The sequence below is a fragment of the Mesorhizobium sp. M7A.F.Ca.US.014.04.1.1 genome (genome assembly GCF_003998745.1).
Classification (GTDB): Bacteria; Pseudomonadota; Alphaproteobacteria; order Rhizobiales; family Rhizobiaceae; genus Mesorhizobium; species Mesorhizobium ciceri.
Genome location: NZ_RZRW01000066.1, coordinates 1 through 16,067 on the forward strand (window position 1 = coordinate 1; position 16,067 = coordinate 16,067).

Here is a 16,067-nt window from a genome sequence, read left to right on the forward strand (position 1 = left end):
GCGCGAATCCCGCGCCAGCACGCCCATGCTGATATTGTCGGAGATCGACATGTCGAGGAACAGGCCGAGTTCCTTGCGGTCCTCGGTCAGATAGGCGATGCCGGCATCGAGCGCCTCGCGCGGCGAGCCGATGGTTACAGGTTTGCCGTCGAGTTCCAGCGTGCCTGAAATGTGCCTGTCGGCGCCGAAGATCAGCCGCGCAAGCTCTGTGCGGCCGGAACCGACCAGACCCGCCAGCGCCAGCACCTCGCCCTTGTGCAGGTCGAACGAACAGTTTTTCAGGAGACGGCCGTCGGACATGGCGCGCACCGAGAGCGCCACCGCGCGCTTTTCATCCGGCGGCCGATGATCCTTCTTGTAGAAAGCCGACAAATCGCGGCCGACCATCATCGAGACGAGGCGCGAGGCACTGAGGTCGGCACGCTCGAGCGTGCCGACATAACCGCTGTCGCGCAGCACGCTGACGCGGTCGGCAAGCTGGTAGACCTCTTCCATGCGGTGGCTGATGTAGATGATGGCGATGCCTTGCGATTTCAGCGTCGCGATGACCTCGAACAGCCGGTCGGTCTCGCGCGAGGTCAGCGACGTGGTCGGCTCGTCCATGACGATGATGCGCGCATTGGTCGATAGCGCGCGGGCGATCTCGACCAGCTGGCGCTCGCCGAGCGACAGGCTGGAGACCATGTCGCGGGCCGAAAAGGAAACGCCGAGCCGCTTGATGATCTCGCTGGCGCGCCGGGTGCACTGGTCGCGATCGACGATGCCGAAGCGTCGCGGCTCGTTGCCGAGGAAGATGTTCTGCGCCACCGTCAGATTGGGCGCCAGCGACAGCTCCTGATAGATCACCGCGACGCCGCTGGCGCGCGCCTTGATCGGATCGCCGGTCGCAGCCGGCATGCCGTCGATCAGGATCTCGCCGCCGGCATCCGGCCGATAGGCGCCTGAAAGCACTTTCATCAATGTCGACTTGCCGGCGCCGTTCTCGCCCATCAGGGCGTGCAGCTCCCCGGCATGGACGCTGAGCGAGACATCGTGCAAGGCACGGATCGCGCCGAACGTCTTGGAGATGTGGCGCATCTCCAGCACCGGCTGGCGCGCCGTCTCAGCCTGGGCAATCGCACTCATCGCGCGCCTCCCACTGCCGCACCGGCGACGCTCTGGTCCATCGTGGCGTCACGCCAGTTGCTGCGATAGCCTGCCAACCCGGTGAAACGCGACGCGTGCACCGGCTCTGGAACTTCGGCGGCGAATTCGCGCCCGACGCTCTCGAAGGCGAGCGCCGCTGCACCCGTGGCGCTGCCCTCCAGCGTGGCGCCCTGCAGGAAAGCCTGGCCGGGACGCAACTGCGCCAGCAGTCCGGCCAACACACCGCCTGTGTTCAGCCCGCCATCGACGATCACCGTGTTGTTCGAATGGATGAGGTCGAGCGACAGATCGACCATCAGCGCGACGTAGAGCAGCGCGGTGGCCGCGCGTTCCCCGGCATCGGGCATGCGCCCCACCAGCCGGCCGGACTGACTGGGCATCGGCCCGCCTGGCGCGAAGCTCGGCAGCGCCATGATGCCGGCATCGATCACCCGCTGCACCACCGGACCGGCGATCTCGCCTTGCCAGCCGCCGCTGATGGTTGCGAATTCGCGTCCGCCCATGAAGCGAATGGTCGGCACCGGGCCGCCGCCGACATCGACATTGACCAGCATGTCGCGATCCCGGTCGAGCGTGTCGAGCGGGCAATCCGGATTGAGCACGACGACCCAGGTGCCGGTCGAAACGACGGTGACCGGGCCAAGCTCCTGCCGGCGATAGGCATAGAGCGCCGCATTCGAATCATGGACGCCGTTGTGGATGGCGATCGGTCGCGCCGCAGCGCCGAGGCGGTGCTCGCCGATAACGGTGCCGGCGCGCTCGAAGCCAGGCATCCGGTCACGCCAGCCCTGCGCGTCGACCAGCGAGGAAAAGTCCTGGCTCCGCGGCGCCCACAGATGCGAATGGCAGCCGAGATAGGACACTTCCGAGACCGCCCGCCCGCCAAGGCGCCAGCTCCAGTATTGCGGATAGCCGAGGATCGATTTCGACGTAGCGAACGCGTCGGGATCGACCTCCTGCAGCCACAGCATGTGGCGGCCGTAGTTGAAGCCGAGCGGCAGCCGCGGCGAAAAGGTCTCCGAAAAGTCCGGAATGCGGCGATCGATCCGCGCGGCAATCTCGGCCGGCGGCTCTTGCTCGTAGTCGAGGATCGGATGCGTCAGCGCCGCTTCGTCGACCAAGGCAAAGGTGCAGCCATGGCCCGACACCATGACCCCTTCCACTCCATGACCGTCGACCGTATCGGCAACGGCGCTGAGCGCCCAATGGTGGAGCGCCGCCTCGTCGAGCACGCTGAAGCCGCCTTGGCGCATCCATTTCGGCTGTGTCCGGCGCTCGTCGATGATCCGCCCGTCCTGGCCGAAGACGAACAGCTTCGAATTGGTCTTGCCGAAATCGAGGACAGCCACCTTCACTGGATGGCTCCCGAGGCTATCCGCACCATGACGCCGGCGTCCTCCAGCATGCGCGCATCGGCGTCGGAGAGACCGTCGTCGGTGACCAGCGTGCCGATGCGGGAAAGCGGCAGCGCGACATTGCGCGCGTGGATCGACAGTTTGCGGCTGTCGGCCAGCACCACGATCTGGTCGGCGCAAAGGCTGAGATCGACGATCGAGCGTACCAGCAGCGGGTGCGATTCCATCACGCCTTCCTGGCCAAGGCCTTGCGCGCCGAGAAAGAACTTGGAGGCATAGAAGGGCACGGCCTGGCTGAGCGAATGGATGATGCCGGGTTCGCGATGCAGATCACCGCCCGCAACCGTCAGGCTGCAATGGCCGTGGTCGCTGAGATAGGCCGCCAGCGGCATCGAGTTGGTGTAGAGGCGGATGTTGCGCTCGGCGAGCTTGACGCCCAGATGGAAGCAGGTCGAGCCGCCATGCACGATGACGGCGTCGCCGTCGCGCACCATGGTCGCCGCGAGAGCGGCGATCTGCCGCTTGGCCTCGACCGCAAGGTCGCGGTTCTCGTCGTAGGGCCTGGCGTAGGCAACACCGGCCTGGGAAGCGCCGTCGAGCGCCGAGATGCCGCCATAGACCTTCCGCGCTTCGCCGGCCTCGTCGATCCTGTCGATATCGCGCCTGACCGTCGCGGCTGAAACGCCAAGCCGCTCCTGCAACTCGCGCACCGAAGCGAACGGACGATCCCGCAACAGTTCGACGATCTGACGCTGACGGCCGGAGTCGCTCAATTCTTTCCTCCCGGATGCCATTTTCCATGGCAATTGGCGTAACTTACTCAACATTAGTCGGATTGCAAGCGTGTTTGATGACAGTAGATCACTATTGACGTAGATCACTCGTTTCTGCGATATCAGCGCCAATTCGATCCCGGCAACGGGATTTCGCGCAGGACACGGCCGAGCCGTTGGAGGAAAAGCGCCATGGCGACCGAAGCTGACGCGCAGGAACTGGCGGCCTTGCGGGCGCTTTCGGCCAGCATAGGGCGGAGCCCGCATCTCACCCAGGCGGCAGGCGGCAACACCTCGCTGAAAGCCGGCGACACGCTGTGGATCAAGGCCTCCGGCACCTGGCTGAAAGACGCGCTCGTCGATGACATCATGGTGCCGGTGGCGATGGCGCCGCTGCTGAAAGCCGTCGAACAGCGCGATCGCGCCGCCGACCAGCCGCAGGGTTTCACCATTGCAGCGCTCAACCCGCGCGGCCTGCGGCCATCGATCGAGACCACGGTGCACGCTTTGATGCCGCAGCGCGTCGTTCTGCATGTCCATTGCGTCGACACCATCTCGCTTGCCGTGCAGGCCGATGGCGAGGCCGAGGTCGCCAAGCGGCTCGATGGCATCGAATGGGCCTATGTGCCCTATTTCCGGCCCGGCCTGCCGCTTGCACGCGGCATTGCCGAAAAACTGCGGCCTGGTGTCGACGTGCTGATCCTTGGCAATCACGGGCTGGTCGTCGCTGCCGAAACCGTCGCCGGGGCGGAGCTTCTGCTGCGCCGTATCAGGTCATTGCTGGCCCGGCCGGCGCGCGCGACCGCCGCACCCGACCTCGACGCCTTGGCCGCGCTTGCCGGCGACAGCGGCTACAGATTGCCGGCCGATGTCGAAGCGCATGCGGTTGCGCTCGACGCTGAGAGCCGCCGCATGGCGCAGGCCGGCAGCCTCTATCCGGACCACGTCATCTTCCTCGGCCAGGGCTCCGTCGTGGCGAAGCCAGGCGAGGCCGTGGCAGATGTCGTTGCACGACTGGGCACGTCGCCTGCGGCGATCCTGTTTCCCGGCGCAGGCGTGCTGATGCGCGGCGACGCCAGTGCCGGCGCCGATGCCATGCAACGCTGCCTCGCCGACGTGACGGCGCGCATCGATATCGCCGCGCGGCTGAACTATCTCACCGCTTCCGAGAATGACGAGCTGGTCAACTGGGACGCCGAGCAGTATCGCCAGAAGCTCAACGCGGCTGGCGGCTAGCATGGACATGATGCCACTTGTCATCGGCATCGACATTGGCACATCAGGTGCGCGCGCCGTCGCCATGCGCCCTGATTTTTCCATAGCCGGGCATTCGGCCGTTCCACTCGACAGGTTTGGCGGCGATGGCCGAGCCCCCACGGCGTGGTGGCAAGCGGTCAAGGCGGCGCTGACGGAGCTGCTTTCCGGCATCGACCGCACGGCGGTCCGCGCCATCGCCGTCGACGGCACCTCCGGCACGCTGCTGCCGGTCGACGCCGCCGGGCTGCCGCTGGCCGAACCGCTGATGTACAACGACAAGGTCGATGACGACGACATCCTGGCCGCGATCGCCCGCACCGCGCCGGCTGCAAGTGCAGCGCACGGAGCGACATCCGGCCTCGCCAAGGCCCTGCGCTTCCAGCATCTACCGGGCATTGCGGCAGTGCTGCATCAGGCCGACTGGATTGCCGGAAACTTCTCCGGCCGCTTCGACGTCAGCGACGAGAACAATGCCCTGAAGACAGGTTATGATGTCGAGGCCCGCCGCTGGCCGGAATGGATCGCGGCGACCGGAATGCGCATGGAGTTGCTGCCGCGCGTGATCGTGCCGGGCGAGGTCACGGGCGCCCTCACCGCGGAAGCCGGGGAACTGTTCGGCTTGCCGCGCGATGTGGCCGTCGTCGCCGGCACCACGGATGGCTGCGCCTCGTTCCTGGCGACCGGTGCCGCCGCGATCGGCGACGGGGTCACTGCGCTGGGATCCTCGCTGACCATCAAGATCCTGTCCGACCGGCCGATTTCGGCGCCGCGCTTCGGCATCTACAGCCACCGGCTCGGCAACGCCTGGCTGGCGGGCGGTGCCTCGAACTCAGGCGGCAAGGTGCTGGCCCAGCACTTTCCGCTCGCCCGTATCATCGAACTCAGCGCGACAATCGACCCGGAGACGGGCACCGGCCTCGATTACTATCCGCTTCCCGCCACGGGCGAACGGTTTCCGATCGCCGATCCGGCGCTGCCGCCTCGCCTTGCGCCGCGGCCGGCGGACGACGCCGATTATCTGAAAGCGATGTTCGAAGGCATCGCCGCGATCGAAGCGCTCGGCTATGACAGGCTTGCCGAGCTCGGCGCGCCCACGCTGATATCGGTCAGGAGCGTCGGAGGCGGGGCAGCGAACCCGGCCTGGACGGCAATCCGGCGTCGCAGGCTCGGCGTCGATTTCCTGCCCGCGCTTTCCGACGAGGCCGCCGCCGGCACGGCGCGGCTGGCGCTGATGGGTGCAAGCCGGGCAGGACTCCTATGAGCGCGAAAACGATCGAACGTCTCGACGGCCTCGGGCCGCTGGCGGAGCGCTATAATGTGTTCCTGCTCGACCAGTTCGGCGTGCTGCACGACGGCACGCGGCCCTATCCAGGCGCGGCGGCAGCGCTATCGGCGCTGAAACGCGCCGGCAAGACCGTGGTGCTGGTTTCGAACTCCGGCAGGCGGGCTCAACCCAATGAAAGCCGGCTCATGAAACTCGGCTTCGAACCGGGAAGCTGGGATCATTTCGTTTCTTCCGGCGAGGTGGCGTGGCGATCCTTTGGGGAGATGGCGGCGTCGGGAAAGCTGCGCCCGGGGACAAAATGCCTGCTGATCAGCCGCGACAATGACCGCTCCGCGATCGAAGGCCTGCCATTTGCGCTGACCGGGTCCGGCGATGAGGCCGAGCTGGTGCTGATCGCGGCCAGCGAGGGTGACCGCTTTGACCTTGACCATTATCGCAGGCTGTTCGCGCCGGCGGCGGAGCGGCGGGTGCCGTGTTTCTGCACCAATCCCGACATCATCATGCTGACGGCCGTTGGCCCGCGCTTCGGCGCCGGCCGGCTGGCCGATCTCTACGAAAGCCTGGGCGGCAGCGTTACCCGCATCGGCAAGCCCGACACGGCGATTTTCGACGCCGCGCTGGCGCTGGCCGGCGAGCCGGACCGTGGCACCGTGGTCTGCGTCGGCGACAGCGTCGAACACGACATATCGGGGGGAAACAGCACCGGCATCGCCACCGCGCTGGTGCTGAGCGGAATACTGGCGGACACACCGGATCTCGCCGCTGTTTTCGACGAACAGCAGGCCTGGCCGGACTACATCATGGACAGCTTCAGCTTCCGCTGACCGCTTCCAGCATGCGCCGCGCGCTCTCCTCGTCGGTGATCAGGATGGTTGGGGCGATGAGGGTCATGGCGCCGAGCAGCGCTTCGGTTTTCTCCTCGCCACCGGAGGTGAGGATGCGGATCGGTGCCTTGCGCAGACGGTCGACATCCACCGACATCACGTGGCTGTTGACGGGGTGGTCGACCAGATCGCCGTTGCGGTCGAAGAAATGGAACAGGAGGTCACCCACGGCGCCACGCGCAAGCAGGGCCTCCCGATCCGCCTCCTTGAGGAAGCCACCACGAGAGAAGGTGGTGGCCGAGGCGATCCCGCCGACGCTCAGCAGAACGGCATCGAGCACGTCGGCCATTTCGAAAATCTCCTGCAGGCCGCAGCGCTCGATCAGGGCGATCTTGGTCTCGACGCTGTCGACCACGGCTGGTGTCGGCATCAGATAGCCGTCGCCCTGGAATATCTGAGCGAAGCGCCAGGCGAACTCGGCTGGGTTGACCCGGCGCACGACGCCGACACCGCCAAGCAGCGAAATCACCTTGAAGTCGGTGAGCGACTTGGCGCTGATGAAAGGCAGGCTCGAGAACAGCGTCTGCCCCCAGCCGACACCGACCCGCATGCCGGACTTCATCGTGTCCGACAGGAAGCTGCCGGTTTTGGCACTGATCGCTGGTATGGGATCGGCATCGGCTGCCGAAAGCGGCGCCACCAGCGCCTGCTGCAGCCCGAACGTCTTCTCCAATGCGCGCTCAAGCCGCACGATTTCCGACAATTCGCTCTCGATGGTGATCTTCACTTCGTTGCGCGCCCGGGCATCCGCCAGCATGCGCACGATGGTGACGCGACCGACGCCGAGCACGTCGGCGATCTCGTTCTGCGTCATCTGTTCGACGAAATACATCCAGGCGGCGCGAATCCTGAGGCGATCCGTCCGGCTTTCGCTGGCGACCTGCTCGGTTGCCTCGCCTCGACCGTCTTCGCTTTCGCCCTGTCGTCGTCTGCCCAAGTCTGTCTCTCCCCCTGCGGCGACGGACGAGGGCGCCGCCGCCGATTCTGCATGCTGGTCTAGTATCGCCTATTGATCTACCTATCGATAGGAACAATGTAGAGAGTGGCGGCTGCCCCGGTCGGCTATCCGCAGCAAATTTCAAGGCGATCCGCGATGCTCCGACAAATCTCCGAAGATGTCCGCGTCAATCTGAAGGACCGGCTGCGGGAAGTCCGCGAAATCATCCGCCAGAGCCGCCATGACGGCAGCGGCGATGCCAGCATCCTGCGCGAAGCAACCAGCCATCTGCCGCCGTTTCCAGGCAAGGGCATCGAAGGCCTGCTCAGCCATGCCGCGAGTGCCGTCGACGAAGCACTGTCGATCGCCGAAGCTTTCGTCCCGCATGAGCGCCCGATCAAGGTGGACGGCACCACGGTGAAGGGCCTCGGCACCTATTTCCCGGTCGGCAACGAGGATCGCCAACTGGACGCCGAGCGCCTGTTCCGGCGCGATATGTATTATCTGACCAAAGCGGTGCTTGCCGGCCTGAACATCGACAATGCCCGCATCCACGAAGCCGATTTCGCGGCCGTCCATGCCACGATGCGCAAGCGGCATGGCGATCTCCTGGCCGCATTGGCCGCGCCGGGTGCCGGACTGCAGGCAATCGCGGCCACCTGCTCGGCGCTGCTGGTCGAGTGCCTCAATCAGCGTCCCGTTCGCTTTGCCGAGACCGTGCCGGGAACGCCGGCGGGCGGCCGGGCGCTCGACATAAGCTGCCTGGCGCCGCTCGCTTTGGCCTGCGGCCTGGCGACCACCGGCAGCGACGGCGCGCCGGAGCCGGACATGCTGGAGATCGCGATCCTGGCGGCGGATATTCGCCACGATCGCATCGTTCAGGCTTGCGCCAAGGCAAACCCGATCGCTGAGCTGACACCGGTCTTCGCCACCTTGCTTGCCCATCTGCCGTAGTCAGCCGGCCTGGGCTAGCCTTCAGCGGCCATGGCCATGATCGCTTTCTTGGCGCGCTGGATCGAAGCCGGGCTCATCGAGAGTTCGGTCAGCCCCATCTTCACGAAGGTCGCAATCAGATCCGGACGGCCGGCCGCCTCACCGCACATGCCGACCATGATACCGGCGGCGACGCCGGCTTTTGCCGTCATTTCGATCGCCGATATGACGGCCGGATTGGTGACATCGTTGAGCTTGGCGACGGTCGGATTGAGCCGGTCGGCGGCCATGATGTACTGGGTCAGATCGTTGGTGCCGATCGAGAAGAAAGCGACCTCCTTGGCCAGCGCCGGGGCGATGAGCACGGCGGCCGGGGTTTCGATCATGACGCCGAGATCGAATGATGCGTGCGGCACGCCTTCGGCTTTCAGCTCGGCCGTGCATTCGTCGACCAGCACGCGCGTCTGCCTGACCTCCGAGAGGTCGGACACCATCGGCAGCATCACCTTGATGTTGCCGTGCACGGCTGCGCGCAGCAGCGCCCGCAGTTGGCGCTTGAAGATGTCGGGCCGGTCGAGACACATGCGGATGCCGCGCCAGCCGAGGAAGGGATTCTCCTCGTCGGGAAATTCGATGCCGGCAATCGGCTTGTCACCGCCGATGTCGAGCGTGCGCACAATGACCGGATAAGGCGCAAAAGCCTTGGCCAGCGCCGCATAGGTCTCGGCCTGCATGTCTTCCGAGGGCAGATGCATATGGCGCATGAACAAAAGCTCGGTGCGGAACAGGCCGATGCCCATGGCACCAGCCTCTTGCGCCGCTTCGATTTCCTCGAGTGAGCCGATATTGGCCGCCACCTCGATGATCCTGCCGTCGGCGAGCTTCGGCGTCACCGTCTTGAAGACGGTCAGCCCGGCGCGCTCCTTTGCCGCCGCTTCGACGCGGCCGGCGAAATCGGCACGGGTCGCCTCGTCGGGGTCGATGATCACATGGCCGGCATTGCCGTCGAGCGCGACGTCTCGCGCGGTACGCAAGGCATTGACCTGGTCGCCGAGGCCGAGCACTGCCGGAATGCCGTGCGAGCGCGCGATGATGGCGATGTGCGAGGTGGCGCCGCCATGGCCGCACACCACGCCGCCGATACGCTTCAGCGGCGCGCGTGCCAGATCCCAGGCGCCGATGTCGTCGGCGATCAGGATAGCCCCTTCGGGGATGTTTTCGAGGCTGACATCGTCTTGGCCCAGCAACACCAGGCAAATCTGCCGCCCAACGGCGTGGACATCATCTGCCCGCGCGTTGAGATAGTGATCGTCGACGGCGCTGAATTCGGCGGCAATGGTGGAGGCGGCGGTGATGACGGCGGAAACCGCGTCGTTGCCGCCCTTGATCAGGCCCTCGGCCTCACCAGTCAGGCTGTCGTCGGCGGCGATATCGCGCAGCGCGGCGACGATGCCGCGGTCTCCAGCCGACAGGCTGTCCTGCGCCAACGCATGATCCATGCGGGCCTGGACCGCGCCGACAGCCGTGCGGAACCTGTCGATCTCGCCTTTTATCTCCTCGGCCCGCAACATGCGGCCCTGTCCGGCGATATCGGGTGGGAAATGCGCAAAGGCCGGGCCGATGGCGAAACCTTCGCTGGCGGCCACGCCACGCAAGCGGTTTGCCCCGCCAGGTGCCGCCGGCACGGATCCCGGCGCGGGTGCCGCTTCCTGCCCGGCATCGTTGGCTGGGCTCTGCGCTTCCGCTTCATCATCGAGGCCGGCCCGCGGATTCTCGAGATAGCCGATCAGCGCCTCGAGCGCCTCGATGGCATCGGCGCCATTCGCCCGCACCGTGACTTCCTGGTTCTCCTTGACCGCCAGCAGCATCAGCTTGACCGAACTCTTGGCGCTGACCGCCTTGCCGTCCTTGATCAGTTCGACGTCGGATTCGAAGCCCTTGGCGAGCTTCACGAACCGCGTCGCGGGACGGGCGTGCAAACCTTCATGCACTCTGACGATGGTCGAGCGTTCCATGGCAAATACTCTGGTTTTGGGCGCCGCTCCCAACATGGGCCGCGGCGCGAATGCTGTCAGGCGGCGATGGTGATGATCGCGCCGGTCTTCAGGGCGGCCACGAGCGCTTGCGGATCGACTTGCGACGCACAGATCTCGCCCGGTCTCTCGGCCTCGGTAGCGCCGTTGAACGAAATGACGACATGACCCATTTCCAGCACCTTGCTCCACGCGCTGGAGCCGACCGCTGTGATAACAGCGGCAACCGGGCCGAGGGTGATCGAAGCGCCCTTGGCGGGCGCTCCGTCACTTGGTCCCTGCTCCGCCTTGTGGAGCACCGAAACCTCGGCAAGCTCCGGCGGCGAGCCATCCGCAAACAGGATGACCACGCCCCCTTCGGCAAGGTCCGCCACTTCGGGGCCGATGGCAGTGACCCGTGTTCTCAAAAGAACCGTCATATGGCGAACCTCATTTTCTCAAACTTTCCCTAGAGCGGTGAACCGCTCTATCTCTTTGTTTTGACGCAGTTTCCAAGGGAAAGCATTGTGCGCTTTTCCCGGAATTGCCTTAGAACACGATCAGGCTGACGACCCAGGCGATCAGCACCGAGACCGGACCCATGATCTGGCGGCTGATGAGCACCGCCGGAACGCCGATTTCGATCGTCTTAGGCTTGGCCTCGCCGAGCGCCAGGCCGACGGGGACGAAGTCGCAGCCCACCTGGGTATTGTAGGCAAACAGCGCCGGCAGTGCCATTGCCGGCGAAATCGTGCCGTTGGCGATCTGCGGGCCGATGATGGCGACGCCGATGACCTGCGCGATGACAGCGCCTGGCCCGAGGATGGGCGACAGGAACGGCAGGCCGCAGATCGCCGAGATGATCAGCAGGCCGACGATGTTGTTGGCCAGCGGACCCATCGGCTGCGCCAGCACATCGCCGATGCCGGTATACAGGATCAGACCGATGAGCATGGTCACGAAGGCCATGAACGGCAGCACGTTGCGGATGACCTGGTCGATGGTGCGGCGGCCGGCATTGAAGAAGATGCCGACGATACGTCCCATGACGCGGCCGATCGTGCTGATGAGGCCGATCAGCCCACCTTCGCTCGGCAGCGGCTGTGGTGCCGCGGTCGCATTGTTGTTTGAACTCATCGCTGCTGCTCCCCCTGCAGTCGTGATCGTTTCGGATCCGTCCGCCATTGTGATGTTGGCCGGCTTCACGCCCGAAACGTAGATGTCCTCGGTGATGAACTGGGCCAGCGGCCCGGATTGACCGACCGGCGTCAGATTGACGGTCGGGATACGTTTGCGCGGATAGACGCCGCATCGTGCGGTGCCGCCGCAATCGACGACGACAACCGCCATCTCGCTTTCGATCGGCGGTGCCCTGAAGCCGTCGACGGCCTCGGCGCCGGTCATGTCGGCGATGAGCTGCGCCACCGGGTGAATGCCACCACCGGTGACGGAAACCACCTTGCTGCGCTGTTCGGTCGGCTCGATGATGAGCGGGCCACCCCAGCCGGTTTTGCCCTGGGAGATTTTTACGGCTTTATATGTCTTGGCCATGATGTCCTCCCCGCCCTTACAGCTCGACGCCTTGGCGGCGTGCCATGATCGCGGTGATGCGTTCGGTCAGCATGCCCTTGAGCAGGATGACGACGAGGCCGACGATGGCGTACCAGATCGCCACCTTGACGTGGTAGCCGGCGACGACGACGCCCTTCTTTTCCAGCTCCAGCAGCGCGACGAGAATGCCACCCCAGACGAAATACTCGCCGGGATTGATGTGCGGGAACAGGCCGAGCGGCGGGTGCACATAGGACACGGCCGCGTCATAGAAGGCTGGCTTGTGCTTTTCTTCCAGGAACGATCCGAACGTATAGGCCATCGGATTGGTGAGGAAGAACACCGCCAGCAGCGGCAAAAGCGTGTAGCGCGTCAGCGCGATCCGGCCGGCGCCGCGCGCCAGGCCATGCACGCGCTCTTCACCGACCAGTTCGGTGACGGCATAGAAGGCCGTCATCAGCACGACCAGCGTCGGAATGATGCCGGTGACGAAGCCGGCGAAGACCTCGCCGCCCTTCTGGAAGATGCCGATGAAGTACTTGCCGATGGCGGTCAGCCAGCCGAGCTGCTCTTCCTGCTGGACGTCCTTCAGCTTTTCCTTGAACTGATCGACGGTGATCGGTCCGCTGTCCGCTTGTGCGAGGACAACGAGATGGTCGGAGGCATGCTCGACAGCGAGCTTGCCATGCAATGCGGCATCCGAAACCATGGCACCTGCGACATGCAGATTGTGCACGGCCATGTCGGCATGCTGCGCCAACAACGAAAATACAGACATTTCTCCTCCTTATGCCACCCGCCGGTTGATCCCAGTCGGTGCGCGGCGTCCTCTATCCCTTTGATTTAGAGCCCGAAATCATCCGGCTCTAAGCCCTTGCTACGTTCAAACCGGACAGGCCCGGCTTCTTCCCCGGCTCCGACCGTGTCTTGTCGATCTGCTCGATCGCCCGTTTCACGGCCTCGGCCACACCGGGTTCCCCCTCCCCCATGATTGCAGGGTTGGACCGGAGTCGATCGAGGGGAACACCCTCGAATTCTTCATGTCTCTTGAACTTGGTGAAGACGGAACGGCCGCTCATCACCATCAGGCGGCGCACGACCAGATCGGGCGTCACCACCACGAGCGCGATGGTGCCCTTGGCCAACCGGCCGCGAAAATTGCCGGCTCCGACGAAGCCGTCCTTGTACTGGTCGGTGACGCCCCTGAAGACATCCGAATAATGCCGCATCTGCAGCCAGACGCCGAGCGACTGCAGCGCCCACACGATAACCAGCAGAAGCAGTCCCCACTGCCAAATCGCCATTCGGTTCTCCTCCCGAAGCCTCAGTTGAATCGCACCTTGGACCGGCGCGTGACAACAGCAAAGTGAGAACATTTGTTTCCGAGAATGTCAATATGTATGATATTGGCCTCTGAAGCGGTCATCCACAGGGCCGCTGACAGATTTCGGCGGCGGCGCGCTTGTGCTAGGCTGACCGGGAAACAGGATACGAGGAAACATGGACCTGCCCTTCAGGGACGAACTGGCCTTGATGCCCGATCTTCGCCATCGGCTGCGGCAGTTGCGCTGGTTCCGCGCCACCTTTCGCGGCAGCGCCAAGGTGGTCTCGGACACGTTCGGCGTGCGCTTCGAGATCGACGAGGCCAAGCTCACCAGGGCCTTTCTCGACTGGGTCGAGATCATGGAGGGGCAGAAGCGCTTCGCCGCGATCGACCGCGCCGACTTCATCGTCTTTGCCGCCGGCCTCGTGCTGCGTGAGCTGATAAAACAGGCGCCGGCCAGGGAAATCTCCGGCCTCACGCAGCTGATCGAGACGGAAACGAACGCCGGCACGCTGGAAATCGTCCGCTTCTGGCCGGAGGGTTTCCTCTACACCAACTACTGCGTCTCGGTGATTTCGGCGATCCACGAGCAGGAATTCGGCACGACACCCGGGATCGACAAATGCGCCGACGATTTGCGCACCTGGTGGTCCTATCGCGAGAATGTGACCGAGATGCCGGCCTATGCGGTGGCTTTCCTCGACCGCTTTCTCGGCGCCGAACCGAACTGGATCACCCCGGATCGCGCGCAGTCCCGGCAAGCCATGCAACGGGCGCTCGTGTCTTCCCGTGCGAGCGATGCGTTGCGCCAGCTTTGAGCCCGCTCTTCGCGCCCCCAAAACCGCACGTGCTATTGAACATTTGACTTTTTGCCGATAGCGATGTGCGAAAATTGACTCGAGAGGGAAACGCGTGGCGCGACCAAGGCCTATTATTTTCGATTGCGACGGCGTTCTTGTCGACAGCGAGCCTCTGGCCGCCCGCGCCTATGAGCGCGTCTACGAAAAGCACGGCATGCCCGGCGTCAACACCAGCGTCATCGCCCAATGCATCGGCATGAAGCAGTCCGATATCATCGCCAGGATCAAAGATTTGACCGGCCACCAGTTTCCGGCGGCGGCGGACGGCGACATCTGGGCCGAGACCAAGGTGCTGTTCTCGCAGGAATTGAAGCCGACACCGGGAATCACTGCCTTTCTGGAGGCGCTTGCAGGCGACCGCTGTGTCGCCTCGTCCTCCTCCGTCGAGCGCATAAACCACAGCCTTGCGGTGACCGGGCTGGCGCGTTTCTTCGGCGATGCGATCTACAGTTCCTCGATGGTCAAGAACGGCAAACCCGCGCCGGACATCTTCCTCTTCGCGGCGGACAAGATCGGCGCCAATCCCGTTGACTGCATCGTCATCGAGGACTCGCCCTTCGGCATCCAGGGCGCGATCGCCGCCGGCATGACGGCGATCGGCTACACCGGTGGCGGCCATACCTATGCCGAGCACGCCGCGCGGCTGACGGCTGCCGGTGCCGATTTCGTCTGCGCCGACTGGCAAGAAGTTAGCCGGCAATTGGCTAGGTTTGGTGTGCCGGCCTAGTTTAGACGATACTTTGTGAATCCACGGCTGGCCCATTCGCCAGGCGGCACGAGTGAGCCCACACGGAAGTTGAAGGACAGGACCCTCGTCGCATCGGCGTCGACTTCGCATCGGAAATTTAGGTTGTACCAAGCGTTTCTGGTGCTGAAGGCGGCCTGCGGAGGATTGAGAACATTGCCTTTGTCCAGCGTAATGGTTGGCACCCATTTGACCGTATAGTCGGCACTTTGCAGTTCCCGGCTCAGAACGTTGCCGCAAAGGGTGGCCACCCGCTGACCGCGCGGCACATTCTCCATGGAGCTTGTAGCGAACGCATTGCCGGTTGCCCCTTGCGAGTAAAGCTTTCTGACGCCCGGAAGGCCGGAATAGATTGGTGATCCTGCAACGTCGTCGTTGGTGGGATTTGACCTTCCAGCATTCCCGATCGGCGCTTTGAAAGCTCTTGCGGGTTTGAACGTCATTGTCTTGGCAGGTTTGGACTTTGCCTTTCCAGTCGAAGCTGGAGGCGCCGGCTTGTCACCGGTCTCAGCCGTCAATGGCTTTGGCGTCACGACGGCTTGCTTTTCGTCAGGTTGCGGTGCGAGTTCTTGTTTGTCCGGCTGCTGTTTGTCGGTGTCCTCGGTCGCCTGCTTTTCCTCGCTTTGCGCGGGCTTTTCGTCCGGCGCAACGGTGGCCGGCTTCTCGTCAGGCTTGCTGGGGTCTGCCTTCTGCTGTGGCGTTGCAGCCGGGGCGGGCTCCGTCGGCACGGGTGTCGGCGCGACAGGCGGCTTTGCAGCCTCATCCTTGGCCGGCGACGGCGTGTTGGGTTTAGCGCTGCTTCCGTCGAGCGATTTCTCCGGCCCGGTATCTTTCTGGCCGTACTGGAAAACGCGCTTCAGAACCTGGTCGTCTGGCGGTTTCGGCGGCGGCGGCTTTTGTTCAGGCGGCTTTTCAGCCTTCTTTTCAGGTGTCGGTTCCGGCGGCTTTGGAGCAGGTTTCGGCTTGGGCTTCTCGGGCGGCGGCACGATCGCGACATTGACGGGC

General features: G+C 64.5%; 16 protein-coding genes. 6 read left to right on the forward strand and 10 right to left on the reverse strand.

Going from position 1 to position 16,067, the window contains the following annotated elements:
* From EOA22_RS07055 to EOA22_RS07065, 3 genes are all read right to left on the reverse strand, one after another.
* Positions 1 to 1,125 (reverse strand): sugar ABC transporter ATP-binding protein (locus tag EOA22_RS07055; RefSeq protein WP_164755297.1); only part of this gene is annotated, 1,125 nt, incomplete at its 3' end.
* On the reverse strand, positions 1,122 to 2,501 hold the full coding sequence (locus tag EOA22_RS07060; protein WP_063169119.1) for an FGGY-family carbohydrate kinase: 1,380 nt from the start codon (positions 2,499 to 2,501) through the stop codon (positions 1,122 to 1,124). The genes EOA22_RS07060 and EOA22_RS07055, both read right to left, overlap by 4 nt.
* Complete coding sequence (locus tag EOA22_RS07065; protein ID WP_013529337.1) at positions 2,498 to 3,274, reverse strand: DeoR/GlpR family DNA-binding transcription regulator; 777 nt, start codon at positions 3,272 to 3,274, stop codon at positions 2,498 to 2,500. The genes EOA22_RS07060 and EOA22_RS07065 overlap by 4 nt, the downstream gene beginning before the upstream one ends.
* A gap of 192 nt (positions 3,275 to 3,466) precedes the next feature.
* On the opposite strand from EOA22_RS07065, the gene EOA22_RS07070 reads away from it, so the two are divergent.
* From EOA22_RS07070 to EOA22_RS07080, 3 genes are read left to right on the forward strand one after another with little or no spacing between them, the layout of a single operon-like run.
* Positions 3,467 to 4,510, forward strand: coding sequence for a class II aldolase/adducin family protein (locus tag EOA22_RS07070; RefSeq protein WP_063169120.1), 1,044 nt, complete (start codon positions 3,467 to 3,469; stop codon positions 4,508 to 4,510).
* Positions 4,511 to 4,517: 7 nt separating this feature from the next.
* A complete protein-coding gene (locus tag EOA22_RS07075; RefSeq protein ID WP_063170348.1) occupies positions 4,518 to 5,792 on the forward strand; it encodes an FGGY-family carbohydrate kinase in 1,275 nt (424 codons plus the stop codon).
* Positions 5,789 to 6,640 (forward strand): TIGR01459 family HAD-type hydrolase, encoded by an 852-nt coding sequence (locus tag EOA22_RS07080; RefSeq protein WP_063169121.1) that lies wholly within the window; start codon positions 5,789 to 5,791, stop codon positions 6,638 to 6,640. Before EOA22_RS07075 ends, EOA22_RS07080 begins: the two co-directional genes overlap by 4 nt.
* Here EOA22_RS07080 and EOA22_RS07085 read toward each other — a convergent pair.
* Positions 6,627 to 7,637, reverse strand: a complete 1,011-nt coding sequence (locus EOA22_RS07085; RefSeq protein WP_013529333.1) for a sugar-binding transcriptional regulator — start codon at positions 7,635 to 7,637, stop codon at positions 6,627 to 6,629. The genes EOA22_RS07080 and EOA22_RS07085 overlap by 14 nt on opposite strands.
* Before the next feature lie 156 nt (positions 7,638 to 7,793).
* Between EOA22_RS07085 and EOA22_RS07090 the strand changes: the two genes are divergently transcribed.
* Positions 7,794 to 8,591, forward strand: a complete 798-nt coding sequence (locus EOA22_RS07090; protein WP_063169122.1) for a hypothetical protein — start codon at positions 7,794 to 7,796, stop codon at positions 8,589 to 8,591.
* 14 nt (positions 8,592 to 8,605) lie between these two features.
* On the opposite strand, the gene ptsP is transcribed toward EOA22_RS07090, so the two are convergent.
* The 5 genes from ptsP to EOA22_RS07115 form a co-directional block, all read right to left on the reverse strand.
* A complete protein-coding gene (gene ptsP / locus EOA22_RS07095; RefSeq protein ID WP_063169123.1) occupies positions 8,606 to 10,585 on the reverse strand; it encodes a phosphoenolpyruvate--protein phosphotransferase in 1,980 nt (659 codons plus the stop codon).
* A gap of 56 nt (positions 10,586 to 10,641) precedes the next feature.
* Entirely contained in the window at positions 10,642 to 11,022 is a 381-nt protein-coding gene (locus EOA22_RS07100) for a PTS glucitol/sorbitol transporter subunit IIA (RefSeq protein ID WP_013529330.1), read from the reverse strand.
* A 109-nt stretch (positions 11,023 to 11,131) separates the two neighbouring features.
* Positions 11,132 to 12,133, reverse strand: coding sequence for a PTS glucitol/sorbitol transporter subunit IIB (locus tag EOA22_RS07105; RefSeq protein WP_013529329.1), 1,002 nt, complete (start codon positions 12,131 to 12,133; stop codon positions 11,132 to 11,134).
* 16 nt (positions 12,134 to 12,149) lie between these two features.
* On the reverse strand, positions 12,150 to 12,911 hold the full coding sequence (locus tag EOA22_RS07110) for a PTS glucitol/sorbitol transporter subunit IIC (protein WP_013529328.1): 762 nt from the start codon (positions 12,909 to 12,911) through the stop codon (positions 12,150 to 12,152).
* A gap of 88 nt (positions 12,912 to 12,999) precedes the next feature.
* The gene (locus EOA22_RS07115) at positions 13,000 to 13,437 is read right to left on the reverse strand and encodes a transcriptional regulator GutM (protein ID WP_013529327.1); all 438 of its coding nucleotides are present in this window, start codon (positions 13,435 to 13,437) and stop codon (positions 13,000 to 13,002) included.
* A gap of 196 nt (positions 13,438 to 13,633) precedes the next feature.
* On the opposite strand from EOA22_RS07115, the gene EOA22_RS07120 reads away from it, so the two are divergent.
* Entirely contained in the window at positions 13,634 to 14,275 is a 642-nt protein-coding gene (locus tag EOA22_RS07120) for a hypothetical protein (protein WP_063169124.1), read from the forward strand.
* Positions 14,276 to 14,369: 94 nt separating this feature from the next.
* The gene (locus EOA22_RS07125) at positions 14,370 to 15,044 is read left to right on the forward strand and encodes an HAD family phosphatase (protein WP_024503715.1); all 675 of its coding nucleotides are present in this window, start codon (positions 14,370 to 14,372) and stop codon (positions 15,042 to 15,044) included.
* Here the strand turns inward: EOA22_RS07125 and EOA22_RS07130 are convergent.
* A partial coding sequence (locus EOA22_RS07130) for a DUF930 domain-containing protein (protein WP_127389899.1) occupies positions 15,041 to 16,067 on the reverse strand: 1,027 nt, incomplete at its 5' end. The genes EOA22_RS07125 and EOA22_RS07130 overlap by 4 nt on opposite strands.